The sequence below is a fragment of the Nesterenkonia sandarakina genome (genome assembly GCF_003003175.1).
GTDB classification, from domain to species: domain Bacteria; phylum Actinomycetota; class Actinomycetes; order Actinomycetales; family Micrococcaceae; genus Nesterenkonia; species Nesterenkonia sandarakina_A.
The window spans coordinates 145,366-171,565 of record NZ_PVTY01000003.1 but is presented as its reverse complement, the minus strand read 5'-3'; the positions used below and the strand labels follow the sequence as shown (position 1 = coordinate 171,565).

Below are 26,200 nucleotides of genomic sequence, written 5' to 3'. Positions count from 1 at the left end.
CGGAGCCCCATGACTTCCTCACACGACACCCTGCGGATGCCCCCGGAATGGGCGCCGCATGAGCGCACCTGGATGGCGTTCCCTCCGGCCAATGACACCTTCGGCGCACCCGGCTCCGCCACCCTGGAGGCGGCTCGCGCGGCCTGGGCCCGGGTGGCCCGGCTGATCGCCGAGCACGAACCGGTCACCGTAGTCACCGCGCCGCTGGACCTCCCCGTGGCGCAGGAGCTGCTCGGTGACGCGGTCACGCTGCATCCATTGCCGCTGGACGACGCCTGGATGCGTGATATCGGACCGACCTTCGTGCACCGGGCCGACGGCGAGCTGGCCGCGGTGGACTGGGTGTTCAACGGCTGGGGCGCGCAGAGCTGGGCCAGCTGGACCCGGGATCAGCACATCGCCTCGGCGGTGACGGCGGCGACCGGGGCGGCGCGGGTCAGCAGCCGGTTGGTCAATGAGGGCGGGGCCATCCATGTGGATGGACGCGGCACGGTGCTGCTGACCGAGACGGTCCAGCGCGACGCCGCTCGCAACCCTGACCTCTCCCATGCCGAGGTCGAGGCGGAGATCCACGCCGCGCTGGGCACCACCCACGCCGTCTGGTTCCCGCGCGGGCTGACCCGGGACTACGAGGAGTTCGGCACCCGCGGCCACGTGGACATGTTCGCTGCCTTCACCCCGTCCGGGAGCATCCTGCTGCACCGCCAGGACGACCCGGCCCACCCGGACCACGAGGTCACCCGTGAGCTGCGCGCCTTCCTGGAGACCGCCCGCGACGCCGCCGGGGAACCCTTCCACATCATCGACGTCCCGGCTCCGGCCACCATCCTGGAGGACGGCGAGCACGTGGACTGGACCTATATCAACCACTACGTGGCCAACGGAGTGGTGGTGCTCTGCGCCTACGACGACCCCCACGACGACGACGCCGCCGCGATCCTCGCCCAGGCCTACCCCGACCGGCGCATCGAGCTGCTCGACGCCCGCGACATCCTGCGCTTCGGCGGCGGGATCCACTGCATCACGCAGCAGCAGCCCGCCCCGGTGAGCCACTCCGCCCCGCTTGACCGGTTCGGCGGGGACGGCGCGGACGGCGCGGACGGCGACCGATGAGCAGCTCCTCGGCGAGCACAGGAGCCCCGGGAGAAGGACAGCCGGGAGAAGAATCTCCGGGTTCGGGGTCACCGGGGGGCGGGCCCCCTGGCGGAGCGGGCTTCGACGTCGTCGAAGCCACCATCGCGCAGCTGCGCGACGCCCTGGCCCGCGGGACGCTCACCAGCGAACAGCTGGTGCAGGCCTATCTGGACCGGATCGAGGCTTATGACCAGCAGGACTCCCGACACGGGCCACGGCTCAACGCCCTGGTGGTCATGAACCCGCAGGCGCTGGAGGAGGCGCGCGCCTCCGATGCCCGACGAGCCTCCGGAGAGCCGCTGGGAGCGCTGGAGGGAATTCCGTACACCGCGAAGGACAGCTACAAGGCCGCTGCGCTGACCGTGGCCGCCGGCTCTCCGGCCTTCGCCGCGCTGGTGGCGCAGCAGGATTCCTTCGTGGTGGGGCAGCTGCGCGGCGCGGGTGCGATCCTGCTCGGACTGACGAACATGCCGCCGATGGCCAACGGCGGGATGCAGCGCGGCCTCTTCGGCAGGGCCGAGAGCCCATACAACTCCGCCTACCTGACCTCGGCCTTCGCCTCCGGCTCCTCCAACGGCTCCGGGACGGCGACGGCGGCCAGCTTCGCCAGCTTCGGGCTGGCCGAAGAGACCTGGTCCTCCGGCCGGGCGCCCGCTTCGAACAACGCGCTCTGCGCCTATACCCCGTCCTGGGGTGTGATCTCGATGCGCGGGAACTGGCCCCTGGTGCCGACCATGGACGTCGTCGTGCCGCACACCCGCACCATGGCGGACCTGCTCGAGGTGCTGGAGGTGATCGTCGCCGAGGATCCCCAGCCCCGGGGAGACTTCTGGCGCACCCAGCCGTGGCACTCGCTGCCGCCGGTCTCGGCGCTGCGCCCGGCCACCTACACCGGGCTCGCCGTGGCTGAGCCGGATGCGGCGCGCGACGTGCTCGCCGGGCTGAGCATCGGGGCTCCCCGGATGTATCTGGGAGAAGATCCAGACGCCGGCACCGCCGCCGTCGGTCCCGCGGGGATCACGGGCATCGGCGGCTCCACCGGACGGCCGGTCTTCCCGCGTGACTCGGTGCTGCAGCTGTGGGAGGCCGCGGTCGAGAGCCTCACCGCGGCCGGGGCGACGTTCACGCGCAGTGATCTCCCGGTGGTGTCGAACTACGAGGGTGACCGCCCTGGGGCTCCGACCATCAAGACCCGCGGACTCGTTCCGGAGGAGTACCTGCGCCACGAGGTGGGGCTGCTCTCTGCCTGGGCCTGCGAGGACTTTCTGGCGGCCAACGCCGATCCCGCGCTGCACAGCATGGTCCGGGTCGACGGCAGTCAGATCTTCCCCGCGCCGCCGGGGGCACTGCCGGACCGCTACGACGGCTTCGACGACGACATCGCGACCCTGCCGGATCTGGTGCGAACCCACGCCGATCTGCAGCTCGCGGCGATTCCGTTGATACGGGAGGGCATCGAAGGGCTGGTGCGCACCCGGGAGCTGGACGTCGACCGGTGGATGGACGATCACGGGTTCGACGTCATCGCCTTCCCCGCGGTGGCCGACGTCGGACCGGCGGACGCCGACGTCTCCGAAGAGTCAGCGGAGCTGGCCTGGCGCAACGGCGTATGGGTCGCGAACGGGAACCTCGTCTGGCGCCACCTGGGGATCCCCACGGTGACCGTGCCCATGGGCACCATGGCCGACACCGGGATGCCGGTCGGGCTGACCTTCGCCGGGCGCGCCCACGACGACACCCGGCTGCTGCAGATCGCCGCGGCCTTCGAGGCCACGGGTCGGCGTCGCACCGAACCGCCGCTGACCCCGCGACTCTGAATCCCACTGCGGCTGCGAATCCCACCACGCCCCGGCGGTCACAGCGCGCTCAAGGCCCCGCGACCGCGTAGACGATGAAGATCCAGGCCGGCAGGACCAAGATCCCGACCATCACACTCACCACGGCGAGGCCCACGCTGCGCCCCCAGAGCGCGAAGGCGGCACCGGCCAGGCCACACGCCAACGGCGCACCCAGCAGCCAGGGGCTGCCGAGCGCGCCGTCGTCGTTGTAATCCCACAAGAACACCGGAGACACCACGGCCAGCCCCAGGAGGACCAGGGCGGCGCTGAGTCGGCGGCGGTACATGCGGGATCAGTCCCGGAGGATCAGTCGTGCACGATCAGTGGTGAAGGATCAGTAGCGGTAGTGCTCGGGCTTGTACGGCCCGGCCACGTCCACGCCGAGGTAGTCGGCCTGTTCCTTCGAGAGCTCGGTGAGGCGAGCACCCAGGGCGTCGAGGTGCAGCCGGGCGACCTTCTCATCCAGGACCTTGGGGAGCACGTAGACGTCGGTCTCGTAGCGGTCCTCACCGGTGTAGTCCGGGGCGGTCTTGGCGAAGAGCTCGATCTGCGCGATGGTCTGGTTCGCGAAGGAGGAGCTCATCACGAAGCTGGGGTGCCCGGTGGCGTTGCCCAGGTTCAGCAGGCGACCCTCGGAGAGCAGGATGATCGAGTGGCCCTCGGCGCGGGTGCCGTCGGCGGGCATGACCCACTCGTGCACCTGCGGCTTGATCTCGACCTTCTGCACGCCGGGGATGGCGGCCAGACCGGCGATGTCCACCTCGTTGTCGAAGTGCCCGACGTTGCCCACGATGGCCTTGTTCTTCATCTTCTGCATCGCCTCGGCGGAGATGATGTCCTTGCCGCCGGTGGTGGTGATGAAGATGTCACCGGTCTCCAGCACGTCCTCCAGGCGGGCGACCTGGTAGCCGTCCATGGCTGCCTGCAGCGCGTTGATCGGGTCGATCTCGGTGATGATGACGCGCGAGCCCTGGCCGCGCAGCGCCTCAGCAGCCCCCTTGCCCACATCGCCGTAGCCGCAGACCACGGAGACCTTGCCGCCGATGAGCACATCGGTGGCGCGCATGATGCCGTCGGGCAGCGAGTGCCGGACGCCGTACTTGTTGTCGAACTTGGACTTGGTGACCGAGTCGTTGACGTTGATCGCCGGGAACAGCAGCTTGCCGTCACGGGCGAACTGGTAGAGCCGGTTCACCCCGGTGGTGGTCTCTTCGGTGACTCCGCGCAGGTTCTTCGCGATCCCGGTCCAGCGCTGCGGGTTCTCCTGAAGGGACTTCCGCAGCGTGGCGAGCACGTAGTGGTACTCCTCGGGGTCGGAATCCTGTGCGGAGGGGACCGCGCCGGCGGCCTCGAACTCGACGCCCTTGTGCACCAGCATGGTGGCGTCGGCGCCGTCGTCGAGGATCATGTTGGCACCCTTGGTGGGGTCCTCATCGACTCCGGGCCAGGCGAAGATCTGGCTGGCGGTCCACCAGTACTCCTCGAGGGTCTCGTTCTTCCAGGCGAAGACCGGGACGCCCTGCGGGTCCTCCGGGGTGCCGCGAGGGCCGACGACGACGGCGGCTGCCGCTTCGTCCTGGGTGGAGAAGATGTTGCAGGAGGCCCAGCGGACCTCGGCACCCAGAGCAGTCAGGGTCTCGATCAGCACCGCGGTCTGCACGGTCATGTGCAGCGAACCGGCGATCCGCGCCCCGGCCAGGGGCTGGGAGTCACCGTACTCCGCGCGCAGGGACATCAGCCCGGGCATCTCGTGCTCGGCCAGACGGATCTGGTGGCGGCCGGCTTCGTGCTGGGAGATGTCCGCGATGCGGTAGTCAAAACTCATAGGTATAGAAATCCTTCTGCTGTCTCGGATGGAGGTTCGATGCTGTGCTTCGTGAGGTGCTTGACGGAGCGCGCGGGCTGGGGCTCAGCGCGGGGCGAGCAGCTTCGGCACGCCGCGCTCGATCGCGTAGCGCAGGCTGGGATCACTGGTCGCGATGAGCTGATCCCCGTCCTGGCGCAGTGTGCTGCCGCTGACCGGGCAGCGCAGGATCTCGAGCAGATTCTCAGAGAGTGCGACGGCGGCCCTCCCCGGGGTGGGGCTGGGCGCGGCGGAAGACTGGGCACTGGGCATGGTCCCAGCCTACCGCGCACGGCACGGCAGAGGTCCGGCGTCGTCATCCGAGGACACCGGCCCGTGTGGGGTCATGCTGATTCCGCTTGGGTCAGTGACCGGCGCCCAGGTTGCCGGCCATCCGGTCGTGCAGGGCGAGGCTGGCCGCATTGAGACCAGAGATCTCCACCTTCTTGCCGTACTTGGAGTACTTCTCGGTGATCGCGTCCAGGGAGGCCACGGTGGAGGCATCCCAGACGTGTGAGCCGTACATGTCGATCACGATGTGCGCGGGATCCTCGGCATAGTTGAACTGGGTGTAGAGGTCGTTGGATGAGGCGAAGAACAGCTCGCCCTTGACCTCGTACTTCGCGATCTCCTCACCGAAGTGCTCTTCGATCCGACGTTCCACCGTGGCGAGGTGAGCCACCCGGCGGGCGAAGAGCACCATCGCGGTGAGCACGCCGAGGCCTACGCCGATGGCCAGGTTGTGCGTCCAGACCGTGGCGATCACGGTGACCAACATGACCGCGGTCTCGGACTTGGGCATCATCTTCAGAGTGGAGGGCGTGACGCTGTGCCAGTCGAAGGTCGCGATCGCGACGAAGATCATCACCGCGACCAGCGCGGCCATCGGGATCAGGGCGACGACCTCGCCGAGGCTGACGGCGAGGATCAGCACGAAGATCCCGGCGCAGAAGGTCGATATCCGGGTCCGCGCTCCGGAGGCCTTCACGTTGATCATGGTCTGGCCGACGACCGCGCAGCCGCCGATGCCGCCGAAGAAGCCAGAGATGATGTTCGCGGCGCCCTGGGCCCAGGATTCGCGGACCTTGTTCGACCGGGTGTCGGTGACGTCGTCGACCAGTTTGGCGGTCATCAGCGACTCCAGGAGCGCGACCGCGGCCATTCCCAGCGCGTAGGGCGCAATGATCTGGAGGGTCTCCAGGGTGAAGGGGACCTCCGGGATGAACAGCGCCGGAAGGGACTGCGGCAGTTCTCCCTTGTCCCCCACCGTCGGCACATTGAGCGCGAAGACGATCGCCAGCACGGTGAGCAGCACGATCGCGATCAGGGGCGCGGGGACGACCGTGGTGATGCGCGGCAGCAGGTAGATGATCGCCAGGCCGACGGCGACCATCGGGTAGACCAGCCAGGAGACGCCGATGAGATCTGGGATCTGGGAGGTGAAGACCAGGATGGCGAGCGCATTGACGAACCCGACCATCACCGATCGCGGAATGAAGCGCATCAGTCTGGCTACCCCGAGGACCGCAAGGAGCACCTGGAACACGCCGGCGAGGATGACGGTCGCGATGAGATACTCCACGCCGTGGCTCGCCATCAGCGGGGCGATCACCAGCGCGGTGGCCGCGGTCGCGGCGGAGATCATGGCGGGGCGTCCGCCGAGGAAGGCGATGGAGACGGCCATCGTGAAGGAGGCGAAGAGGCCGTACCGCGGATCCACGCCAGCGATGATCGAGAACGCGATGGCCTCGGGGATCAGGGCCAGCGCCACGACCAGCCCGGCCAGGAGCTCGGTCTTGAGCAGTCGCGGAGACCTCAGCGTGCGAAGAACTGACTGACGCTGCTCCGGGGTCAGCTCTTCAGCGACGGCCGTGGGCGTACGTGCCATGAGGCTCCGTTCTCGGGTCCTGGACACAGCGGCGTCCATCGGATGATCTGCGACGTGCAGTTGCGCAGCGCTGCGCAGCGAAGAAGCGGGATCCGGTGAGACGACCTCGAACCGGCCACCGGATGAACTCTACCCTAACGTTAGGGTAGGGTTCCATGCCCGTGATCGACGTCTCACGACGCGGAGAGCTCTTCAGCTGCGGAGTTTCTCGCGCAGCTGCTCGGCCAGCAGATCGGCCTGACTCAGGTACGCGGCGAGCTTCTTGCGCTCGCGCATCACGTGGTCCAGGGATTCCTGGGCGCGTTCACGCTGCTGCGCATCGAGGGCATCCAGCTCGAGCAGGGCGACCACCTCGGTGAGCTCCTCGAGGCTGAACCCCAGCGGCTTCAGGTACTTGATCCGCATCAGTCGCTGCTGGTCGGCCTCGCTGTAGAGCCGGAATCCGCCCTCGGTCCGGCCGCTCGCCGGGAGCAGGCCCACGTCGCCATAGTGCCGGATGGTCCGCAGTGACATGCCGGTACGCTCCGCGAGCTCGCCGATGTGCATCGTCTTGGCGTGAGGGCCTGTTCTCACGTGACCTCCCGGAGTCATTGGCACGTCACTCTATCAACGCCTGGGGCAGCCGACGCCGCAGCGGTGGGTCCAGCGGTGGGCTGAGCGGTCGGTTCAGTCGTCGAGCATGCGCAGGTGACCGCGAGAGATCCCGGGTCCGCCGGTGCGCACCGGCGGAGCCATGCGATCACGGGTGGAACGCGTGGGCAGCTCAGGCTCCGCGGCGCGATCGGATCCCTGTCCGTGGCCGGACTGCTCAGCCTCGCGCTGCCCCTTCTGGGCCAGCGCCCAGGCGGCCTGGACCTCGGGAGACTCGCGGACGGCGTCGGCCAGCGCCAGGAGGTCGTCCTCCTGTTTCGGCGCCGAGCTCAGGGTCAGCCGCAGCACTTCCCAGCCGCGTGGCGGCGTGACCGAGGCGGCGTGGCGGTCGCAGAGGTCGTAGGTGTGCGGCTCCGCGTAGACGCTCAGCGGGCCCACCACCACGGTGGAGTCCTTATAGGAATAGGTCAGGGTGGCGGCGGCAGGCCGCTCACAGCTGTTTCGGGTGCATCGACGCGAGGAATCCACGAGAGACCACCCTAGCAACCACTCCCCCAGAGGTCCGTCAGGCGCGACGGCAGATGAGCCAGGGACCCGGTGGCCCGCAGCTCTGGAGCCGCAGCTGGCACGGCGAATACCGTGGTCGTGCCGCGCGTCGATCGCCTCGCAGAAGCATCCGCAGGTGCACCGCCGCGATCCGCCCACCGCGAAGGGAACCCGACATGGTCGCCCGCTACACCTGGGATGTCTTCTCCACGCTGGATGGCTACGGCTCCTTCACCCAGGGCGCCGACTGGGGCGGCTACTGGAGCCGACAGGGGCCCGAGCTGCTGGCGCACCGGGCGAGCCTGTTCGAGACCGACCAGCTCATGGTGTTCGGCGCCACCACCTTCCGCGAGGTCGCTGGGATCATGGCGGAGGGCACCGATCCCAACGCCTTCGATGAATGGAATCAGCGTCTGCTGCAGAAGCCTGCGGTGGTGGTGTCCTCGACGCTGGAGAGCACTCTGGGCTGGCCCGACGCACAGATCCTGGCTGGAGACGCCGCCACGATCGTGCGACGGTTGAAGGCTGAATCCAGAGTTCCGCTGCGTTCCCAGGCGAGCCTGACCCTGAACTGGTCGCTGCTCGACGCCGGGGAGGTCGACCGGATCCAGGTGACCATCTTTCCGGTGATCTCAGGCCACACCGGGACCAGCCCGATCCTGCGAGGAGCAGGCGACTTCGATCTCGAGCTCCTGGAGAGCCGGACGCTCGACGGGCACATCCAGGAGCTCGTGTACCGCCCGACGGCGCATCCCACAGGGCACCGACCATGACACACCGAGAGTCTGTCGAGGAGCTGCAGAGGCTGGTCAGGGATCGCGTCGACGCGATCGCCGCGCATGACGTCGAAGCGCTGGTCGGCGTGCCGGTCGAGGACGTGCTCGCCTTCAACGTGCTGCCTCCGCTCTCCCTCCGGGGCGCGGAGCAGGTCGCGGAGCAGACTCGCGGGTGGTTGGGCAGCTATGCCCAGGGTCCGGGATATGAGGTGCGGGATCTCCAGGTCGATGCCGACGAAGATCTGGGCTTCTGCGCGTTTCTCTACCACGTGACGGGAACCCTCAGGTCGAGCGACTCCGTCTCGATGTGGGTGCGCGCGACGTTGGTCTGCAGACGCATCGCCGGCCGGTGGCGCGTGGTGCACGACCACGAGTCGATCCCCTGGGATTCCGAGACGGGCCAGGGACTGCCGGACCTGCAGCCGTGAGGGGCTCGGTGTCCACGTCCAGGCCGTCTCAGGTCCGCGGGCCCATGTCCTCCAGAAATTCCAGGATCGCGCGCTCGGTGATCTCCGGCTGCTGAGACTGCGGGTAATGACCTGCCTCCGGCACCATCACGACGTCGGCCTTCAGGGTCTCCCCGATCCAGTGCGCCTCCCCCGCGGGATCCTTGAAGTCAGGGTCGAGCTCGCCCATCACGACCAGCACCGGAGCGCTCACCTGCAGCAGCCTGGCCTCGGCGGGGGCGTGGTCGGTCTGCCGGGTGGTGAGCGAGAAGGCCCTCCCGTAGTCGGGACGACGCAGGCTGGTGGCCACGGCCTCGCGGTACTGCTTGAAGTCCGTCGGCTTCCGACCCGCATAGAGGGTGGGCATATAGGACTTCCACATCGTGGCCACCCAGAACGGGGCCGTCATCGCCCGGAAGATCGCCAGGCTGATCCGTCCGGCGGGCGGGTTCCGCACGAAGGGGCCCAGCAGGACGAGCCCGGCGACCTGTTCGGGATGGTCCGCCGCCACGATGACGCCGGCCCCGGCGGCCAGGGAGTTGCCGATGATGACCGCTGAGCCGCCCAGTGCGTCGATGAGCGCACTGATGTCGGAGGCGGTCTCGAGATCGCCGTATGCGGAGAAGCTGGTGTCGCTCTCGCCGTGTCCGCGCAGATCCGTGGTCGCCACCGTGTAGCCGGCCTGCACCAGTCGTGGGGTTAGGAAGCGATAGGAGGACCGCAGCTCCCCCATCCCTGGGACGAGCACCAGGAGCGGACCGCGGCCCTCGACGTCGTAGGCGACCCTGCCGTCGGGCCGCTCCAGGAACTGCGTGGACGAAGCTGCCGCGGCAGGAGATGCACTCATGCCGGCAATGCTCCATAGTCGCCGCCGCGACTGTCAATGGTCCCCGGAGGGACTCAGCGCAGCAGCCGCACCGGCACGTACTCCTCGGCGCCGCGCAGCGGCGAGACCGGGGTCAGACTGAACTGACCGTCGTCTGTGGAGGTGGACATGGTCGCGTGCACGGTGCCCTCGCCGTCGAGCTGCGGATCGGCGAAGACGATCACCACGGGGCCGTCCTGGCTGCCCTCCGGCGCGGCCGCGGTCAGGTCCTCGGCCGAGATGACGCCGGCACCGTCGGCCGGGAGCTCGAGGCTCTGTTCGGGCCCGAACTCTCCCTCGGCGTCGAGCACCTGGTAGCCGATGCTGCCTGAGGCGCCGGAGGCGAACAGGTGAAGCTCGGTCTCACCGGTCTCGGGCAGGAGCGTTCCCGACCCCTCCCCCAGCGCCGCGGCGGATGGGGCCCAGCTGAAGTCTGTGCCCTGCTCGGTCTCGCTGCGCACCGCCACGTAGGCGGGAACGTCGGTGCGCACCCGGATGTCGCTGACGCCGAGCTCGATGCCGCGCAGATTCACCGCGTCGATCTCACCGCCGTCGACGGTGAAGACGCCGGGGGTCTCGATGACCTGCTGGCCGTCCTCGCCGTAGACCTGCAGCTCCACGGTCGCACCCTCCTCGCCGGGGACATGGATCCAGAGCTCCGGCGGTGCGGTGGACTCCTCGTCGTCCTCCTCACCCGAGTCGGGAACGCCGTCGGGGATCGGAACGCCGGGCATCAGGTGCTCGGTGCCCGGGGTGGTCATCCCGGGCAGGAACTCCACGCCGGTGCCGGTCAGTCCGGAGGCCCGGGAGGACTGCAGCTGCGCCGTCACCGGAGCTCCGGCCGAGCGCACCTGGACGCCGAGATCAGAGCCTGCGGACGCGAGTCCTGCGATGTTCACCGAGCGCGTGGTCTGACCGGGGACGACGACGGATCGGGTGCCGGTGGTCCCTCGATCGCCCTCGGAATCAACGCTCGTGACCTCCACCGTGGCCGACCGGTCGAACGGGTTGCCCAGGGTCAGCAGCGAGGAGGACCCCGCGGCGATCTCCGGGCCGAAGAACCACTGGCTGCGCTCGGGGGCGGTGCAGGCCCCGACGGCGAGTCCGGCCACAGGGCCGGCCCCCGCCTGGTACTCATACAGCGCCGCGGCGGCCTGGACGCTGCCATCGGCGGCAGCGGAGGTCTCCAACAGCGGGGGTCGGGCGAGGTCTCCGGTGGATGTGTAGACCGCCTCCCGAGCACTCAGCGGGGAATCTGCCTCCGCTGCGCCGGCTTCATCGGCCGCGTCGGACGCGTCGGCGTCGACGTCCTCCGAGGAGGAGGCTTCGGTCACGGTGGCCTCGTTCACGCGCCCCTCCTCGTTGAGCTGGGCCCACGAGGAGTCGGAGAATGTTCCGGAGAGGTCGGTGGCGAAGAGCACCGCGGAGAACCGGGAGGAGGCCGAGGGGTCTCGGTCTCGATACTCCAGCTGACCATCCGTGGTCAGCGAATCCGGCTGGCCGGGCATCGGCGGGCAGACGAAGGTCTGTCCGGCCTGCGGGGCGGCCACCGAGGCCGCACTCAGCGCAGCCGTTGCCCCGACGCCGGCGGTGCCGGCTGCCGCTTCGGAGCGGCCATCCAAGAGTCCGTCCAGCGCCACCGAACCCACCATGGCGGCGAGCACGCCGGCCGTGACGACCACGGCCGCGGTGCGAGCCTTGGCGCCGCTGCGGGTCCGGGCCTTTGCGCCACGATCAGCAACGGGCTCGGCGTTCCGGTGGTCAGAGCGGTCGGCACGACGAGCACGACGCCGGCGCTCGCGCCGGGTCTGCTTGGGGGCGGGATGCGGGACCGGGGTCAGCGGCGCCGCTGCATTCGCGGCACCTGCTGGCGCCTCGGCCTTCTCTGGCGTCCCGGTATCGGCCTCGGCGGGCATCCCGGCATCGGGCTCAGTGCTCGCCGCCACGGGGCTCACATCGGCAGGGCCCGCCGCCGGAGTGCTCGCTGGCGCAGTGCTCGCTGCCTGAGCGGCCGGCTTCTGGCTGCGGCGCGTTCGCTGCTGGTCCCGCTTGCGCTCCTGCTGGTCCTGCTTGCGCTCCTGCTGCTGCCGCGTGCGTTCCTGATCCTGCTGTTCACGCTTCTGCTGCTGCTCCTGGCGCAGCCGCTGCTCCTCTGCCTTGAGCTCCGCCCGTGCAGCGGCGGCGTGCTGCTTGGCCTTCAGCGTGGCGGCGCGCTCCTGATCGCGGATGGCCTGCCTGCGCGCCCGACGCTGCTCCTTGATGAGCTTCTTGACTCTGACCTTTTTGGCGCTCATCCTCGGCGTCCTTCCAGCTCATCGGTGTCTGCCACGGGAAGCATGCGGCTTCCGCGGGGCAGCGGGATGGCGATCAGCGCCACCAGCAGCAGGAAGACTCCCAGGGTGATCAGCACCGGCAGCTGGTAGGCGCTGCGGTGGTCGGCGCTGAGCTGCCCCTGCAGCCCCGCGCCTTGATCGGTCAGCGCCTCGGCGGGCAGCTCGAACCGCTGCGTCCACTCCGCTGTTCCGGCGGACTCCTGGGCGGGCGCATCGGCCTGGACCGGCACGGACTCGAGGTCCTGGCCGTCCCAGCCGGCTCGCCAGCCGCTCGCGTGCTCGGTGGAGAGCTCCAGCAGGTACTCGCCCTGCGGGTCCAGCCCCAGCCCCGCGCCGTCGTCGGCGGTGACCTGCTCCAGATCCAGGTCGAGGGACTGTGACTGGCTCGGCAGCAGCGCCTGGACCTCCCCCTCGGCGTCCACGATTCGCGCCCAGCTGGTGGGAACGCCGAAGAGCCCCTCCCCGGAGGGCAGCAGCGCCTCCTCGTCGACCTCGGCGCGCCACAGCTCGCCGCGATCGGTCGCTCCCACCGACACCAGGCCGGCGGCGGTGTCCACCGCATCGGTGAGCACCGCGGGCTCGCCCTGATCGATGAGCACATAGCCCACACCGAGCTCGGCCATCAGGGCTTCGGTCTCCACCGCGCCGGGGGTGATCAGCGCGGCGATCAGTGAGGCCAGGCGCTGCTCCGCGGCGGAGAACTCGGCCGTCTCCGCGGCGGGTGCCGCGGTCGAGCCGGTGGGCGCGGAGGCATCATCGCGGGTTCCTCCGAGCAGGTTCGGGAGACGTTCCGGCTGGGCCCAGAGGGGCAGGTCACCGGCGGCGACCACGGCGCGGGACTTGTCCAGCGTGCGCCCATCGCCGGAGACCAGTTCACCGATCACACCGGGGTCGGCCGCCGAGAGCACCAGCGTGCGCAGCTGGGCCGGCCCGTTGCCCTGATCCGCCGCGGTGGCCGGGAGCTGGCGCAGCGCGCCGGCCTCGATGAGGGTGGGGGCGGCGTTCACCGCGGTCAGCGGCTGACCGGTCAGCGGGGCGCCGGGCATGACGCGGGGGCTGTAGAACAGGACCAGCGAGGCTCCGATGGCGAGCACCAGCAGCGTGGAGATCACCGGCGTGATCGTGCCGCCGACGCGGGGGAATGCGAGTGGGAACCGGTCCAGGGACGCCATGCCTGCGGCCAGCAGGCAGAAGAGCATCACGGAGACCACCGGACCAGGGTTTCCCGTGATCACCGCGGTGCCGTCGGATCCGGCGGCCAGCAGTCCGACCAGGGTGGAGAGCCCGAGGGCCGCGAGCAGCAGGGTGCCGGCCACGATGGGCAGCGGCCGGGTGCGGCTGCCGGTGAAGATTCCCAGCAGCGCGATCAGCAGCAGCGGCAGTCCGATCAGCAGAGCGATCCGCAGGCTCCAGAAGTCCCCGGCGAGGTAGGCGGGCAGCCAGGACCCGGAGGCACCGGCGGAGGCGAGTCCCGCGGCGGGATCGAAGGCGCGCGAGAAGCCGAGCAGCTGCTGCCAGAGCGGTGCGGCATCGACAGTCAGCGCCCGTCCCGGCTCGTGCGCCAGCACCGCGGCGAGATTCTTGCCCTGCATCAGGGCGGAGGCGATCATCGGGGCGGCCACGGCGAGCGAGGTCAGCGGGATCAGCCACAGCGGTCGGCCGCGGCGGCGCAGGATCAGGGCGAGCACGATCCCGACCACGACCACCAGCGGCAGCAGCGCCGGGGAGGCGGCGGTGAGCACCATCAGCAGCAGCGCGGCGCCGGTGGCGTACTCCCAGCTTCCGGCGACGCCGAGTCCGACTGCGGCCCGGCCGACTGCGCGGACGGTGGCGACCACGGCCACCGGGAGCAGGATGTGGACCAGGACGGCGCCGATGCGGCCCTCGCCCACGGCGATGTGCAGGGTGGGCATCGCGGTCCAGAGCAATGCCGAGACGACCCGGCGCGAGGCCTTGGTGGACCAGAGCCCGGCGGCGTACCAGGCGCTGAGCGCGCTCAGCGGCAGTGCGAGGATCAGCAGCCAGACCAGCACGGCGGAACCGTGTCCGAAGCTCAGCGCGGAGATCGCCAGCAGGATCAGGTTGAAGGGGTCTGCGGCGGAGAGCGCGCCGAGGCTGTCAACGGCCAGGAAGCTCACCGAGTGGGCGAAGACCTCGCTGAGCGAACCGGCCACCGGCATCGCGGCACCGCCGGTGATGGCCTCTGCCGAGAGCAGGTCGCGGAACGCCAGCAGGGAGACGCCGGCCAGGGCCAGCAGCATCAGGAACAGGCCGAGCCGGTCTCCGGAGCGGCGCGAGGGCATCTCGTCGAACTCACCGTCGGAGGCGCCGATCTCGAGCAGCGCGTCCTCATTGTTCTCGCGCTCCCCGGTGTCGTCGGGCTCGCCGTAGAAGCCGGGGGTGAACCGGGTGCGCGGGACCGAGACGGTCTCCGCGGTCATCGCGGAACGGCGCTGCGCGCGGACCTGTGCGCCGCTGCACATCATCCGCGCCTCGGTCCGGCGTCCGGCGCGCACGACGTCGGGGGCCGAGCTGATCTGTTCGTCGCGGCTGAGCCGGGCGAGGGCGGCTCTGCGGCCCTGGGTGGCGAATCGGCGGGTGTGGGCGATCGCACCCCAGCCCAGCAGGGCGCGCACCGAGGCGAAGAACTGGCCGGCTCCGGCGTCGGGGGCCTTGACCACGGTCAGACCGATCAGCCGCAGCAGGGCGGCGATCCACATGCCCAGCCAGAGGAACGGGACCGCGAGCGGGGTCGCGGTGGCCAGCCGACGGCGGATCTGGCTGATCCGCTGATCCGAGGGCAGGTGCAGGGTGCCGCCGAGTCGGTGGACGGTGTCCCGGCGGGGCGGGTCCTCGCGGAGCACGCGGGCGGTGGGCTCGATGACGATGTGGGCGCCGACCTCGCGGGCGCGGCGGCAGAGCTGCGCGGCCGCGTAGTCCCCGCTGAGCGCCGGATCGAAGCCGCCGAGGTCACCGAAGAGCGAGGCGTGGACCAGCATGCCCTCGCCGGAGACGGCGGGGACGGCGTCGCGGCCGTCGTACTGCCCCTGGTCCAGCTCCTTGGGCTCGGTGGCGGTGAGCACCTCGGCGGAGCGGGCGCTGTAGAGACCGACGTTGACCAGCCGTTCCGGGGTCTCGGCGGAGAGCTGCTTGGCGCCGACGATCTGGATCTGGGCGTGGTGCTCTTCGTCCTTGACGGTGAAGAGCCGCTCCTCGAGCCGCTCCAGCGCGTCAGAGGTGGGGATGGTGCCCGCGGGCAGGATCCAGAGCCACTGGTGGCGGGGGTTGAAGCCGTCGGGCAGCTGTCGTTCGAGACTGCGCCAGAGCTGGGTGATCCTGGTCCCGCCCGAGCCCTCGCGCGCGGCGCTGCGCGCCTGCCGGCGGTCTTCGAGCAGTCCGGAGCGCAGCGAGCGAGAGAGGTCCTGGACTCCGCAGTAGCTCGCGGCGGAGAGCTCGATGATGTGATCCGGTGCGCGGGTCTGCGCGGCGAGGGCGTACCGGGTCCGCTGCACCGCGGTGCTTGCCTCGCCGGCGGTGCTGGGCCGTCCTGCGGAGTCAGTGTCGGACCCGGCGCGGCCTGGAGCGGACGACAAATCGCCGCCGTCGTGCAGGACGACGGCGGCGATGTGCGGATGTGGTTGCCCGTTGATCAGAGTGCTCGCTTTCGCAGCTTGCGCCGCTCCCGCTCAGAGAGTCCGCCCCAGATGCCGAAGCGCTCGTCGTTGCCCAGCGCGTACTCCAGGCATTCCTGCTTCACGTTGCACGCGCCGCAGACCTTCTTGGCGTCCCGGGTGGAGCCGCCCTTCTCGGGGAAGAAGGCCTCCGGGTCGGTCTGGGCGCAGAGGGCGTCTGCCTGCCAGGCGAGCTCACCCTCGATCTCGTCGGTGGGGACCAGGGCGGGCAGGCCCAGCCAGGTGGTTCGGCTCGAGTCCGCGGACCGGGTCTCCGGCGCGGCGGTCTCCCGACCGGGCAGCTCATGGGTCGGGGCCTCAGTGCGGCGGGAAGGAGCCTCACTGAGCGCGGTGACCGAGGAGCCGGAGTCCTCCGAGAGGCTGTCCGCGGAGAGCCGCTCGGCCTCCTCATGAGCGGCGAGGAAGGCAGTCGCCTGGTCTTCGAGGGTCTTGCCGTGCTCCAGCCGCTCAGCGGCCTGGGGATCAGCAGGGTCCACGAACCAGTCAGCAGGAACCTCAAGACCCGTCCTGCGGGCTATGGCCGTGGTGCCGGGCTGTTCTGCGCCCAGCCGCTCTGCGTTCCCCATCAAAGGGCCTCCCGAGATTGATCATGCGTGTACTGCTCCTAATTACACTGGCGTAAGTAATGATCCGTCAAGTGAGCGACTTAAGTTGCCACTACCAGACCGTCAACCCCTCGATCACGCCCGACACGCCGTCAAAAATCAGCTGGGCGCGAGGCGTGGCGAGCTCAGGAGAGAAACTATGACCCCGCTCACACTCGGCGGCTCGACCGCCCAGCCTCCCCGGACCTTCCCCGCCCTGTTGGACCTGCTCGAATCACGGCCCCAGCCCGCGCTGATCTGGTACGGGGCTGGTGAGCAGCAGGAACGCGTGGAGCTCTCCGGGCGGGTGCTGCAGAACTGGACGATCAAGCTGATCGGCCTCTTCAGCCAGGAATCCGAGATCGACGATGATGGCGCGGTGCTTCTCGACGCTGCGGCGCACTGGAAGGCCGCCGCCGTTCTGCTGGCCTCCGGGGCGCTCGGCTGGGAGATCTCCCTGATCGGGCCAGGAGCGTCGCAGAACGACGACGACGCCCGCGCAGCCACGGTCTCAGCGCTGGAGCCGGGGCTCATCATCACCGACCGGCCCGGCGACTGGACCGGAACGGGTGCGTTGGCCCACGCTCTGGGCGAGGCCGAGCTCGCCGCACTCTCCCCCGGCCTGCTGGACGCCTCCTTCGAGGAGTCCACCGGGCAGCGACTTCCGGCCTGGGCGCTGGACGTCTCCGCAGAGGTCCGCCAACACCCGGACCAGCTGCCAGCGCCGCTGCCGCCGCGCGAGCTCCCGCAGGCGAGCTCCGGGGCTGGGCCGGAGGGAGGCGCAGGCGGCGGGCTCGTCGTCGTCGGCGGCGCGACCGAGGTGAGCCTGCAGGACTGGCGGCTGGCGCGCTGGGGCGACGAGGATCTCTTCGCGCAGATGCTGGCGACCTGGGCGCAGAGCCGCCCGGTGCTGCTCTTCCAGGGCGATCCCGCCGCGCAGCCTGAAGCCTGGGCGCAGATGCTTCGCAATGAAGGCGTTCGCTGACCCGGGGGATCCCCCGGCCCAGGCCTCGGGTCAGCGGGAGGTGACCTCGGCGGCGTCGGCGGCTGGGTCCTGCTCCGTGGGCAGGTCAGCGAGCTCCGTGCGGTCGGTGGTGAAGACCCAGTACTTGTACGCGAAGAAGCGGAAGATGGTGGCGAGCACCAGCCCGATCACGTTGCCGGCGATGAAGACCTCGCTCACCGAGTCCATGCCGAGCACATACTTCGCGATGCCCACACAGCCGGTCTGGATGCCCAGCCCGATCGCGTTCGTCACCAGGAACATCACCAGTTCGCGGGTCTTGCCGGTGGAGCGCTTGTGCCGGAAGGTCCAGTAGCGGTTCGCCACCCAGGAGAACAGCGTGGCGACGACGCCGGAGACCACCTTGGCCTTCAGCTGAGAGTCGTCCATGGGGCCGCTGATCAGCCAGAGGAAGATGGCGGAGTCGATGATGAAGGCGACTCCGCCCACGGCGCCGAACTTCGCGACCTCGCGCCAGAGCGTGAGGAAGAGGTTCTCGATGCGCCGCGAGAGCTTGCTGATCATGGGCGAGGGTGCTCCTGGTCTTGGCGTGCGGAGGTGGTGCTGGCGACGAATGCCTGGGCGGGCGCGGAGGCGCTCAGCCGATGGCCGGTGGAGTCCGGCAGGAAGGCCGACTCGCCGGGATTCAGAGTCAGGGTACGAGAGGTTCCTGGGGCTTCGGTGAGTCCGGCATCGTCGACCCCGGGGGCCGAGGCACCGGCCAGGGCCTGGTCCGACACCCCTGCGGGGGCGTGCAGAGTCAGCTGACCTGCGGTGCAGAGCACGACGCCGTGCCCGGACTGCTCCAGCACCGTCTCGCCCGGAAACTCGATCCGCTCGAGCCGGAACTCGTCGAAGGGAGCGTCGTACTGGACGCGGCGCGGGGCGGAGCCGGACTGCGCGACCGGACAGCGCGGGACGGGCAGGGCCCCGCAGTCGGTGACGTCGAGCAGTTCATCGACATCCAGATGCTTGCTGGTCAGACCGCCGCGCAGGACGTTGTCGGAGTTGCCCATGAGCTCGACTCCCACCCCGGAGAGGTAGGCGTGGAGGTTGCCCGCCGGGAGGTAGATAGACTCTCCGGGCTGGAGCTTCACCCGGTTCAGCAGCAGGGTCACGAAGATGCCCGGGTCCGCGGGGAATGCCGCGCTGACCTGGGCCAGCATCTCTCGGGTGCCCTGGTCCAGCGCCTCACCCAGCGCGTCCCCGCCTGCCCCGGAACCCTGCTCCACCTGATCAAGATGGCTGCAGAGCTCGGCGGCGGCAGCGACGGCGGCATCCCGTTCGCTGCGCAGCAGATGTTCCAGCGCTCCCCGGTAGTCCTGACCGGCCACGAACTCACCGAGTCGCTCCAGCAGCACGAGGAGCTGCTGGTCTCCTGCGGCGCTCGCCAGACCGGCGCGCAGCGCGCTGAGCACGGATGCGGCCTCCGCGTAGGGTCGGAAGCCGCACAGCGCCGAGAACTCGGTCAGCGCGACGATCAGCTCCGGCTTCGCGTTGGGATCCTTATAGCTGCGATGCGGGGCGTCGAGCGCGACTCCGGCAGTCTCCTCGGCGGCGAAGCCACGCCTGGCTCGCTCCACGGTCGGGTGCGACTGGATCGAGAGCGGCTGCTCGGCGGCGAGGACCTTCAGCAGAAAAGGGAAGTCCGCCGGGGCCTCCTGCGCGCTGCGCAGGTAGTCCGGGAGGGAGATCGGTCGCTGCGGCGACTCCGGGCCCAGCTCGAGGGACGAGGGATCTCCAGGATGAGCCCCCATCCAGATCTCCGCACGCGGGGTCGCCGAGGCGGTCCAGCCGAAGAGCTCGCTGAACGCGGTGGTGGAACCCCACGCATATTCGCGAACGGGGTTGATCATCTTGAACATCGGGAGAACCCTATCAGCCCTAATTCACCGGGTCGCAGAGATAATTGGTGGAGGCAGCCTCCTCCAACACTCCGGTCTGACCGTTGAGCTGGGCCTCGATCAGGTACTCCCGGGTCAGCTCGGAGCCGTCGGGCTGGGTGGGCGGCGGGGTGGGGTCGATCGCTGGTTCATCATCCTCCACCGCGTCCGCGGCCTGACCGGTGGCCTGGGGTGTCGCGAGCATCACACCGAGAGCACCGGACTGGGCCGGAAGGAAGCCTGCGGAGCCGAAGAGCCCACCATCGCTCTGCTGCTCCTCATTGGCGATCAGCTCATCCACCCGCTGCTGGATCTGCCCGAAGTCGGGGTAGGTGGAGAACAGGTCCCCGGAGGCACCGAAGTCCGGGGCGCCGAGCACGAGTCGCTGCGGCTCCTGGCCCTGCGCGTCGACCGCCAGGTCCAGGAACGAACCCAGCTGGGACTGCGGGAGGTTGGTCTCGACCACGTTCCCGCCGGCCTGCATCATGTCGCTGAACCGAGTCAGCAGCGTCTGCGGGTTGAACTGGGACATCATCGCCTGCTGGATGCACTGCTGACGCTGGATCCGGTTGTAGTCGGAGCTGAAGGTGCGCGAGCGTGCGTAGGCCAGCGCCTCCTGGCCCGAGAACTCGTGGACACCGGGGCCCCACCAGTTATCGCCCCAGCTGCCGTCGGGCATCGGGCCGCGGTAGGGAACCCAGCCCCCGGAGTCCACGGTGATGCCCCCCATCGCGTCGATCAGGCTCTCGAAACCACCCATGTCGACCATGACATAGCCGGAGACCTCGAGGTTGAGGCTGCCGGAGACCGCGTCCATCATGGCCTCGGCGCCGGGATCCTCGGCCTCGGGGTAGAGGTCCTGGTGGTTGTTCATCACGTCGGTGTAGAGGAAGTTGATGATGCATTCGTCGCCGCAGTCGTAGCCGTCGGGGTACACGGCGTTGAGTGGGGAGTCCTCGTTGAACTGGGCGTTCTGGAAGTTGCGCGGGATCGAGAAGATGATCGTCTCCGCGGAGTCCTCGTTGACGCTGACCACGTGGATCGAGTCCGGGCGCAGCCCTTCACGGCCCTCGCCCGCGTCGGCGCCCATGAGCAGGAAGTTGTACCGACCGTCCACGGCATCGATCGCCGGCCCGGCGGCGAAGATGCCGCCCAGTGCGGCGCGGCCCTCGTTGACCAGCTTGGCGCCGTAGCCCAGCGAGCCGGAGGTCACGGTCATCAGCACCACCAGGACGACGACGACGACCGGCTTCAGTCCCGGTGCAAGGGAGGTGAAATGGATCAGCCGGAAGGTGTCCAGCCAGAGGAGCAGCCAGCCGATGGCCAGCGCGCCGAGCACCACGGCGCCCACCCAGAGCATGAACGGCTGGGTCAGCAACGAGAGCAGCACGCCGCGCATCGTGAGGAACATCAGTCCCAGCAGCAGCGCGGAGAACCAGCAGGCCACCGTCACGGCCAGGGCCGCGCGGCCGAGCTTCTTGGAGCCGGCGGCGATCTGCGCCGCGCCGGGGATGAAGAGGGTCAGCGCCAGGAGCATGAAGGCGCGTCGGGTGCGGTCGGTCTCGGAGCCGCGCTGCGGGCTGCGGAGCACGTCCGGTTCGCCGTCGAACCGGTGGTAGCTGATCGTGGAGTCGGTCATCGCGTCCGGTACGTGCCCAGCTCGGCGGCTTCTTCGCGCAGCGCGGCACCCTTGGCGTGGGCCTCGGCCGCCAGCGACTTCTGAAAGTCGAGCAGCTTCTCACGCAGCTGCGCGGCCTGGGCGGAGTCCCCCGCGGCCAGGGTGCGCACGGCCAGCAGCCCGGCGTTGCGGGCCCCGCCGACCGAGACGGTGGCGACCGGGACGCCGGCAGGCATCTGCACGATGCTCAGGAGCGAGTCCATGCCGTCGAGGTATTTCAGCGGCACCGGGACGCCGATCACCGGCAGCGGGGTCACCGAGGCGAGCATGCCCGGCAGATGGGCGGCTCCCCCAGCTCCGGCGATGATCACCCGGATGCCGCGCTCATGTGCGGTCTTGCCGTAGCTGATCATCTCTTCGGCCATCCGGTGGGCGGAGACGACGTCGGCTTCGAAGCTGATGCCGAACTCGTCCAACACCTGCGCGGCGGCCTTCATGACCGGCCAGTCGGAGTTGGATCCCATGACCAGGCTGACCTGGGCGGCGGAGTGCGAGCCGGGTCGGGCTTCGCCGGGATGAGTCTCGGGGGCCGGAGCCCCGGAGGGGTGTCTGTCGGTGAGCGCGCTCATTGGGCGGGTCCTTCCACGATGATCTCGGCCACGTCAGCTGCAGCTCGGCGCACACGCTGAAGCCTTGCTCGACGTGCCTCCCAGGTCTCCTGCGTGGAATGGGTCTGGGTGAGGATGTTCACGTGTCCGATCTTGCGACCCGGACGGGCCTCTTTGCCGTAGAGGTGGATCTTCGAGCCCTGAGACCGGCGCATCGCGGCGGCGAAGGAGCCGTGGAGGGATCGCTCCCCTGGGGCGGCGCTGCCGAGCAGGTTCTTCATCACGGTGTAGCCGCCGGCGCCGCCCTTGACCTCGGTGGCCCCGAGCGGAAGCCCGAGCACCGCGCGAAGGTGCTGCTCGAACTGGCTGGTGATGGACCCGTCCATCGTCCAGTGCCCGGAGTTGTGCGGGCGCATGGCCAGTTCGTTGATGTAGATCCCGGCCGTGATTCCGGCCTCGAGGTCTGCGGCGTCCTCGCTGATCTCGAAGAGCTCCACCGCCAGCATGCCGGTGACCTGGAGCTTCTCCGCGATCGTGCGGGCGATCCGTTCGGCCGTCTCCAGGTGGTCCTCGCTGGTGAGCGGGGCGGGGGCGATCACTTCGTCGCAGACGCCGTTGGTCTGGGTGGATTCCACCACGGGGTAGGTGACGGTCTCTCCGGTGGCTGAGCGCGCCACCTGGGCTGAGAGTTCGCGGGTATAGGGCACCTTCTGCTCGGCGAGCAGGCCCGAATCGGAGTCGGCGGCGCGGGTGAACCAGTCATGGGCGGCCGCGGCCTGTTCGGGCGAGTCGATCATGCGCACGCCCTTGCCGTCATAGCCGCCACGTGGGGTTTTCAGCACCACGGGCCAGCCTGTCTCGGCGCCGAAGCTCAGCAGCTCATCCACGCTGTGCACCTCGGCCCAGCGCGGGTTCGGCAGGCCGAGCTGCTCCACAGCACGGCGCATCGCGAGCTTGTCCTGGGCGTAGATCAGCGCCTCGGGAGAGGGGTGCATCTGGGTGCCGTTCGCGGTGAGCGCCGCGAGCACGTCGGCGGGGACATGTTCGTGGTCGAAGGTGACCACGTCCATGCCTGCGGCGAAGGCGGTCACATCACCGGGATCGGTGTAGTCCCCCAGGGTGGTGTGCGGGATGACCTGGGCGGCCGAGGAGTCGGCGGAGCCGGCGAGCAGGTGCAGCTCGATGCCCAGCTCGACGGCGGCGGGGGCCATCATGCGGGCGAGCTGGCCGTCGCCGATGACCCCGATCTTCGGGGTGCCGGCGGGGCCGCTGGGCGGGGTTGGGTTGCTGTCCTGTCGCGTCACAGTCCCCCATTATGCGTCATGAGGTCTGTCCCCCCGCACAGGGAAACACCCCCGGGCGGAGTCATCTGCGACGGACGACCGGCCGCTGAGAACAATCTCCAGGTCACTCGGCTGATGTGCAGGTTGCGACCCTAGCCTGGTGCCCACTTGTCGGCGCGGCACAGAGATGGGACAGCCATGGAACGTTTCGTAGTGACCTTTGACACGACGGATCCTGAGATGTTGGATCGTGTTGCTCCCGGGCTGCTCAGCGCCCAGGGATTCTCCACCGACATCTACTTCCCGCGGCTCGGCGTGGGCGTGGTGGACGGCGAGCCCGGTGACCTGGAGGCGTTCAGCGGGCGCTGCCGGGATCGTCGGGCGCCGATGAGCTACAGCCGGGAACTCACCTATTACGCGATCGGCGCGACCCCCGCGGATCGCAGCACTGGTGACCCCACTGTCGATCCCCGCGCCGACGCCCTCGCTGTCGATCCCGGCGCTGTCGATCCCCGCGCCGTCACGGACGGGGCCATCGCCGCTGAGTACGCCGACACCGCCGCGCTGACCTGGGGGTTGCAGGCCGTCGAGATCGGTCGCGCCCAGGATCGGGGGCTCACCGGTGCCGGGGTCCGGGTCGCGGTGCTCGACACCGGCTTCGACGCCGGGCACCCGGACTTCGCCGGACGCAATGTCACCGCGGAGTCCTTCATCACCGGGGAAGGACCCGAGGATGTGCACGGGCACGGCACCCATTGCGTGGGCACCGCCTGTGGACCCTGGACGTCACCATCCGGTCCGGGCTTCGGAGTGGCCTCGGAGGTGGAGATCTTCTCGGCCAAGGTGCTGGGCGCGGATGGGTCCGGTTCGGACGCGTCGATCCTCGCCGGCATCGACTGGGCGCTGGCGAACGGGTGCCAGATCATCTCGATGTCACTGGGCGCGGATGTGCGTGAGGTCCACCCGCCGTATGTCACGGCGGGTCGGCGGGCACTGGAGCAGGGAGCGGTGCTGATCGCGGCCGCGGGCAACAATGCCGGGCGCCGCGCGAGCGATCCCGGATTCGTCGGGGCGCCGGCGAACAGCCCGTACGTCATGGCGGTGGCCGCCCTGGACGCCGGGCTGCGCGTGGCGGACTTCTCAGCCCGCTCGCTGGCCCACGACGGCGGGGAGGTCGACATCGCCGCCCCCGGGGTGGACATCTATTCCTCCTGGCCGCGACCCGAGCTGCACCGCAGCATCAGCGGCACCTCGATGGCCGCGCCGCACGTCTCCGGCGTCGCGGCGCTGCTCTCGGCCTCCACCGGGCTGCGCGGACAGGACCTGTGGGACGAGCTGATCCGAACCGCCCGCCTCCTGGAGGGCGCTGAGGTGGAAGATGTCGGGGCGGGACTGGCCGTGGTCACACCTGGGGAGGGCCGGTGAGCATGGCGGAGCAGCAGTGGGTCATCACCGTCGATGAGGAGCACCTGGACGGGATCGACGAGGTCGTCACGGAGCTTGAAGCCGCCGGACTCGTGGTGGACCGGGTCCTGCGCAGTCTGGGCCAGATCACCGGGCACACACAGACGTCACCCGGTGTGCAGACTCAGGCGAGCGCCGCGCCCAGCTTCTCCTCGGTGCCGGGCGTGGCCTCGGCGGACGGTGCCCAGCGGCACCACATCGCCCCACCCGACGCCGAGGTCCAGTAGGGACCACACGGGGCAGCACCCAGGCGTATCGGCGCCGCTACCTGAGCGGGGAACCGGCCACATCGAACTGGCAGCCGCCCATGTCGCCTGTGAGGAGAGGCATCGCCTCCGCGATGAGAGCCCGGACGCCGGGCAGCTGCAGCGACTCCCGATGCGCCTCGGCCGAGGTCCACAGCTCGGTGACGAAGACCGTCTCCGGATGCTCCTCGCTGGTACCGACCTCGTAGAGAAGACACCCGGCCGGTTCCAGATCGGGGTTGTGGCGGGTCAGGATGGCGACGACCTGCTCCCGCGTGCCCGGCGCAACTCCCAGCGTTCCCACGTTCGCGAAGGTCATGACACCACGGTAAACAGCCGACTACATCCTGTCAGGCCCTCCGGGCGGAGCCAGTCCGGAGCTGTCGGGGCACACCGGAACTGCTGGGACTCACTCAGCGGCCGCGAAGTGGGCCGCGAGCTGCGCGCCGACGACCTCGACGTCGATGCGGATCCCGCTCCGGGCACCGGCGACCTGCTTGACGCGTCTTGGCCAGAGAACGTGGACTCCGCGCGTGCGCGGATGGCCTCCCATAGGCCATTCGGCGCGGTAGAAGCACAGCATCCCCGAGACGGGAACGTCGGGGGTGCAGCCGCGCACCAGGTCAACTTGCTTCAACACCTGATCCACCAGGTGGGTGCAGTCTCGGCCGCGCACGGTGAGCTTCTCCACCCGGGGACTCAGCAGTCCTCCGCTGCGCCGGAGTTCCACCCTGCCCGTGTACTTCTTGGAGTCGATCACCCAGACGCCGTGGGGCACGATCAGAATGTGATCGATGTTGGCGCGGGACCCGGGGATCTTTCGATCGTGCAGCACCAGGCCGCCCAGCTCCAGAGCCACCCTGTCCAGGCGGGATCCGACCCTGCGCTCCCCCTCAGCGCCGATCGCCCACGCGGCGGTGCTCTGCTTCTCCTGACTCAGCGCAACCGCGATGCCGCCGAAGCGCCCCCACTTCTGGCGTATCCGCGCTTCATCATTGGCTCGACGCCTGGCGTACTCGCGCTGCGCACCGGCACCGGCGCGTCCCCGGTGCCAAGCCGTGGGGACTTCAGGCTCCGCCGCGGGTCGCGCCGCGTCCTCCGAAAGCAGTCGTAGCTCCGCCAGCGGTGGCGGGGCCTCGATCGGGGGCGGAGGCGGCGACGGCTCCCCCGACATCGGCTCCTTCACCGGTGAAACTTCGCGGGACCCGTCGATGCACGGGATACAGAACACCTTCCTGCGGCTTCTCGAGTGCAGTGCCTCGGCTCCCACTCGGAGCGGCTCCGCGCAGACCGCGCAGACTCCGGCATACCGGAGCCGCAGCGGTCTGACGTCCTCGGGGCTGTCTGCGGGCATCTATGAAGCGCCCACGGCCTGAGGAGGACACCACCTGCTGCGCACGGTCATGAGCACGGAGTGGACGGACGCACCGACGAAGAACAGCATCAGCGGCACCGCGAGCGCGTCGCCAAACACAGACTGGCTTCGGAGCTCCATGACCAGCAGTGCCGCTGCCAGAAGCGCCGCGGAACGCATGAGCTGTCCCATACCTGCCTCCTCGA

General features: G+C 69.7%; 25 protein-coding genes. 7 read left to right on the top strand and 18 right to left on the bottom strand.

Going from position 1 to position 26,200, the window contains the following annotated elements:
- The first annotated feature begins 9 nt into the window (after positions 1 to 9).
- Positions 10 to 1,113 carry an agmatine deiminase family protein gene (locus BCL67_RS03525; RefSeq protein ID WP_106122069.1) on the top strand — a complete coding sequence of 368 codons (1,104 nt, stop codon included), beginning with the start codon at positions 10 to 12 and terminating at the stop codon, positions 1,111 to 1,113.
- Positions 1,110 to 2,951, top strand: a complete 1,842-nt coding sequence (locus tag BCL67_RS03520; RefSeq protein WP_106122068.1) for an amidase — start codon at positions 1,110 to 1,112, stop codon at positions 2,949 to 2,951. The genes BCL67_RS03525 and BCL67_RS03520 overlap by 4 nt, the downstream gene beginning before the upstream one ends.
- Positions 2,952 to 3,000: 49 nt before the next feature.
- Here the strand turns inward: BCL67_RS03520 and BCL67_RS03515 are convergent, their stop codons facing one another.
- The 6 genes from BCL67_RS03515 to BCL67_RS03490 form a co-directional block, all read right to left on the bottom strand.
- Positions 3,001 to 3,258, bottom strand: coding sequence for a hypothetical protein (locus BCL67_RS03515; protein WP_106122067.1), 258 nt, complete (start codon positions 3,256 to 3,258; stop codon positions 3,001 to 3,003).
- A 48-nt stretch (positions 3,259 to 3,306) separates the two neighbouring features.
- Positions 3,307 to 4,797, bottom strand: coding sequence for an adenosylhomocysteinase (ahcY, locus tag BCL67_RS03510; RefSeq protein ID WP_106122066.1), 1,491 nt, complete (start codon positions 4,795 to 4,797; stop codon positions 3,307 to 3,309).
- An 84-nt stretch (positions 4,798 to 4,881) separates the two neighbouring features.
- Positions 4,882 to 5,088 (bottom strand): hypothetical protein, encoded by a 207-nt coding sequence (locus tag BCL67_RS03505; protein WP_106122065.1) that lies wholly within the window; start codon positions 5,086 to 5,088, stop codon positions 4,882 to 4,884.
- A gap of 91 nt (positions 5,089 to 5,179) precedes the next feature.
- Complete coding sequence (locus BCL67_RS03500; protein ID WP_106122064.1) at positions 5,180 to 6,703, bottom strand: SulP family inorganic anion transporter; 1,524 nt, start codon at positions 6,701 to 6,703, stop codon at positions 5,180 to 5,182.
- Between the two features lie 192 nt (positions 6,704 to 6,895).
- Positions 6,896 to 7,249 carry a MerR family transcriptional regulator gene (locus BCL67_RS03495; RefSeq protein WP_106122063.1) on the bottom strand — a complete coding sequence of 118 codons (354 nt, stop codon included), beginning with the start codon at positions 7,247 to 7,249 and terminating at the stop codon, positions 6,896 to 6,898.
- Positions 7,250 to 7,369: 120 nt separating this feature from the next.
- Positions 7,370 to 7,822: a DUF3499 domain-containing protein gene (locus BCL67_RS03490; RefSeq protein ID WP_106122062.1), complete on the bottom strand. Its 453-nt coding sequence runs from the start codon at positions 7,820 to 7,822 to the stop codon at positions 7,370 to 7,372.
- A 194-nt stretch (positions 7,823 to 8,016) separates the two neighbouring features.
- Here BCL67_RS03490 and BCL67_RS03485 point away from each other — a divergent pair, with 194 nt between their 5' ends.
- Both BCL67_RS03485 and BCL67_RS03480 read left to right on the top strand, forming a co-directional pair.
- Positions 8,017 to 8,613 (top strand): dihydrofolate reductase family protein, encoded by a 597-nt coding sequence (locus BCL67_RS03485; protein ID WP_106122061.1) that lies wholly within the window; start codon positions 8,017 to 8,019, stop codon positions 8,611 to 8,613.
- Positions 8,610 to 9,044, top strand: a complete 435-nt coding sequence (locus BCL67_RS03480) for a YybH family protein (protein WP_106122060.1) — start codon at positions 8,610 to 8,612, stop codon at positions 9,042 to 9,044. The genes BCL67_RS03485 and BCL67_RS03480 overlap by 4 nt, the downstream gene beginning before the upstream one ends.
- Positions 9,045 to 9,072: 28 nt before the next feature.
- On the opposite strand, the gene BCL67_RS03475 is transcribed toward BCL67_RS03480, so the two are convergent.
- The 4 genes from BCL67_RS03475 to BCL67_RS03460 are packed head-to-tail and all read right to left on the bottom strand — an operon-like array spanning position 9,073 to position 16,518.
- On the bottom strand, positions 9,073 to 9,909 hold the full coding sequence (locus BCL67_RS03475; RefSeq protein WP_106122059.1) for an alpha/beta fold hydrolase: 837 nt from the start codon (positions 9,907 to 9,909) through the stop codon (positions 9,073 to 9,075).
- A 53-nt stretch (positions 9,910 to 9,962) separates the two neighbouring features.
- Entirely contained in the window at positions 9,963 to 12,221 is a 2,259-nt protein-coding gene (locus BCL67_RS03470; RefSeq protein WP_106122058.1) for a DUF5719 family protein, read from the bottom strand.
- On the bottom strand, positions 12,218 to 15,853 hold the full coding sequence (locus BCL67_RS03465) for a hypothetical protein (protein ID WP_146131063.1): 3,636 nt from the start codon (positions 15,851 to 15,853) through the stop codon (positions 12,218 to 12,220). Before BCL67_RS03465 ends, BCL67_RS03470 begins: the two co-directional genes overlap by 4 nt.
- Positions 15,854 to 15,909: 56 nt before the next feature.
- The gene (locus BCL67_RS03460) at positions 15,910 to 16,518 is read right to left on the bottom strand and encodes a WhiB family transcriptional regulator (RefSeq protein ID WP_106122056.1); all 609 of its coding nucleotides are present in this window, start codon (positions 16,516 to 16,518) and stop codon (positions 15,910 to 15,912) included.
- A 178-nt stretch (positions 16,519 to 16,696) separates the two neighbouring features.
- On the opposite strand from BCL67_RS03460, the gene BCL67_RS03455 reads away from it, so the two are divergent.
- Positions 16,697 to 17,521 carry a TIGR03089 family protein gene (locus BCL67_RS03455; RefSeq protein ID WP_106122055.1) on the top strand — a complete coding sequence of 275 codons (825 nt, stop codon included), beginning with the start codon at positions 16,697 to 16,699 and terminating at the stop codon, positions 17,519 to 17,521.
- A gap of 30 nt (positions 17,522 to 17,551) precedes the next feature.
- Here the strand turns inward: BCL67_RS03455 and BCL67_RS03450 are convergent, their stop codons facing one another.
- From BCL67_RS03450 to BCL67_RS03430, 5 genes are read right to left on the bottom strand one after another with little or no spacing between them, the layout of a single operon-like run.
- Positions 17,552 to 18,064, bottom strand: coding sequence for a GtrA family protein (locus BCL67_RS03450; protein ID WP_106122054.1), 513 nt, complete (start codon positions 18,062 to 18,064; stop codon positions 17,552 to 17,554).
- Positions 18,061 to 19,404, bottom strand: a complete 1,344-nt coding sequence (gene manA, locus BCL67_RS03445; RefSeq protein ID WP_106122053.1) for a mannose-6-phosphate isomerase, class I — start codon at positions 19,402 to 19,404, stop codon at positions 18,061 to 18,063. Before manA ends, BCL67_RS03450 begins: the two co-directional genes overlap by 4 nt.
- 19 nt (positions 19,405 to 19,423) lie before the next feature.
- Positions 19,424 to 21,061, bottom strand: coding sequence for an LCP family protein (locus BCL67_RS03440; RefSeq protein WP_106122052.1), 1,638 nt, complete (start codon positions 21,059 to 21,061; stop codon positions 19,424 to 19,426).
- Entirely contained in the window at positions 21,058 to 21,669 is a 612-nt protein-coding gene (purE, locus tag BCL67_RS03435; protein ID WP_106122051.1) for a 5-(carboxyamino)imidazole ribonucleotide mutase, read from the bottom strand. The genes BCL67_RS03440 and purE overlap by 4 nt, the downstream gene beginning before the upstream one ends.
- Complete coding sequence (locus BCL67_RS03430; protein WP_106122050.1) at positions 21,666 to 22,952, bottom strand: 5-(carboxyamino)imidazole ribonucleotide synthase; 1,287 nt, start codon at positions 22,950 to 22,952, stop codon at positions 21,666 to 21,668. The genes purE and BCL67_RS03430 overlap by 4 nt, the downstream gene beginning before the upstream one ends.
- 177 nt (positions 22,953 to 23,129) lie before the next feature.
- Between BCL67_RS03430 and BCL67_RS03425 the strand changes: the two genes are divergently transcribed.
- Complete coding sequence (locus tag BCL67_RS03425) at positions 23,130 to 24,356, top strand: S8 family serine peptidase (protein WP_146131062.1); 1,227 nt, start codon at positions 23,130 to 23,132, stop codon at positions 24,354 to 24,356.
- A gap of 2 nt (positions 24,357 to 24,358) precedes the next feature.
- Complete coding sequence (locus BCL67_RS03420; RefSeq protein WP_106122048.1) at positions 24,359 to 24,622, top strand: hypothetical protein; 264 nt, start codon at positions 24,359 to 24,361, stop codon at positions 24,620 to 24,622.
- Positions 24,623 to 24,659: 37 nt separating this feature from the next.
- Here BCL67_RS03420 and BCL67_RS03415 read toward each other — a convergent pair whose 3' ends face one another.
- The 3 genes from BCL67_RS03415 to BCL67_RS03405 form a co-directional block, all read right to left on the bottom strand.
- On the bottom strand, positions 24,660 to 24,959 hold the full coding sequence (locus tag BCL67_RS03415) for a putative quinol monooxygenase (protein WP_106122047.1): 300 nt from the start codon (positions 24,957 to 24,959) through the stop codon (positions 24,660 to 24,662).
- A 90-nt stretch (positions 24,960 to 25,049) separates the two neighbouring features.
- Positions 25,050 to 25,814 (bottom strand): nuclease-related domain-containing protein, encoded by a 765-nt coding sequence (locus tag BCL67_RS03410; protein WP_219886379.1) that lies wholly within the window; start codon positions 25,812 to 25,814, stop codon positions 25,050 to 25,052.
- A 180-nt stretch (positions 25,815 to 25,994) separates the two neighbouring features.
- The gene (locus BCL67_RS03405; RefSeq protein WP_106122045.1) at positions 25,995 to 26,186 is read right to left on the bottom strand and encodes a hypothetical protein; all 192 of its coding nucleotides are present in this window, start codon (positions 26,184 to 26,186) and stop codon (positions 25,995 to 25,997) included.
- Positions 26,187 to 26,200: the final 14 nt, after the last annotated feature.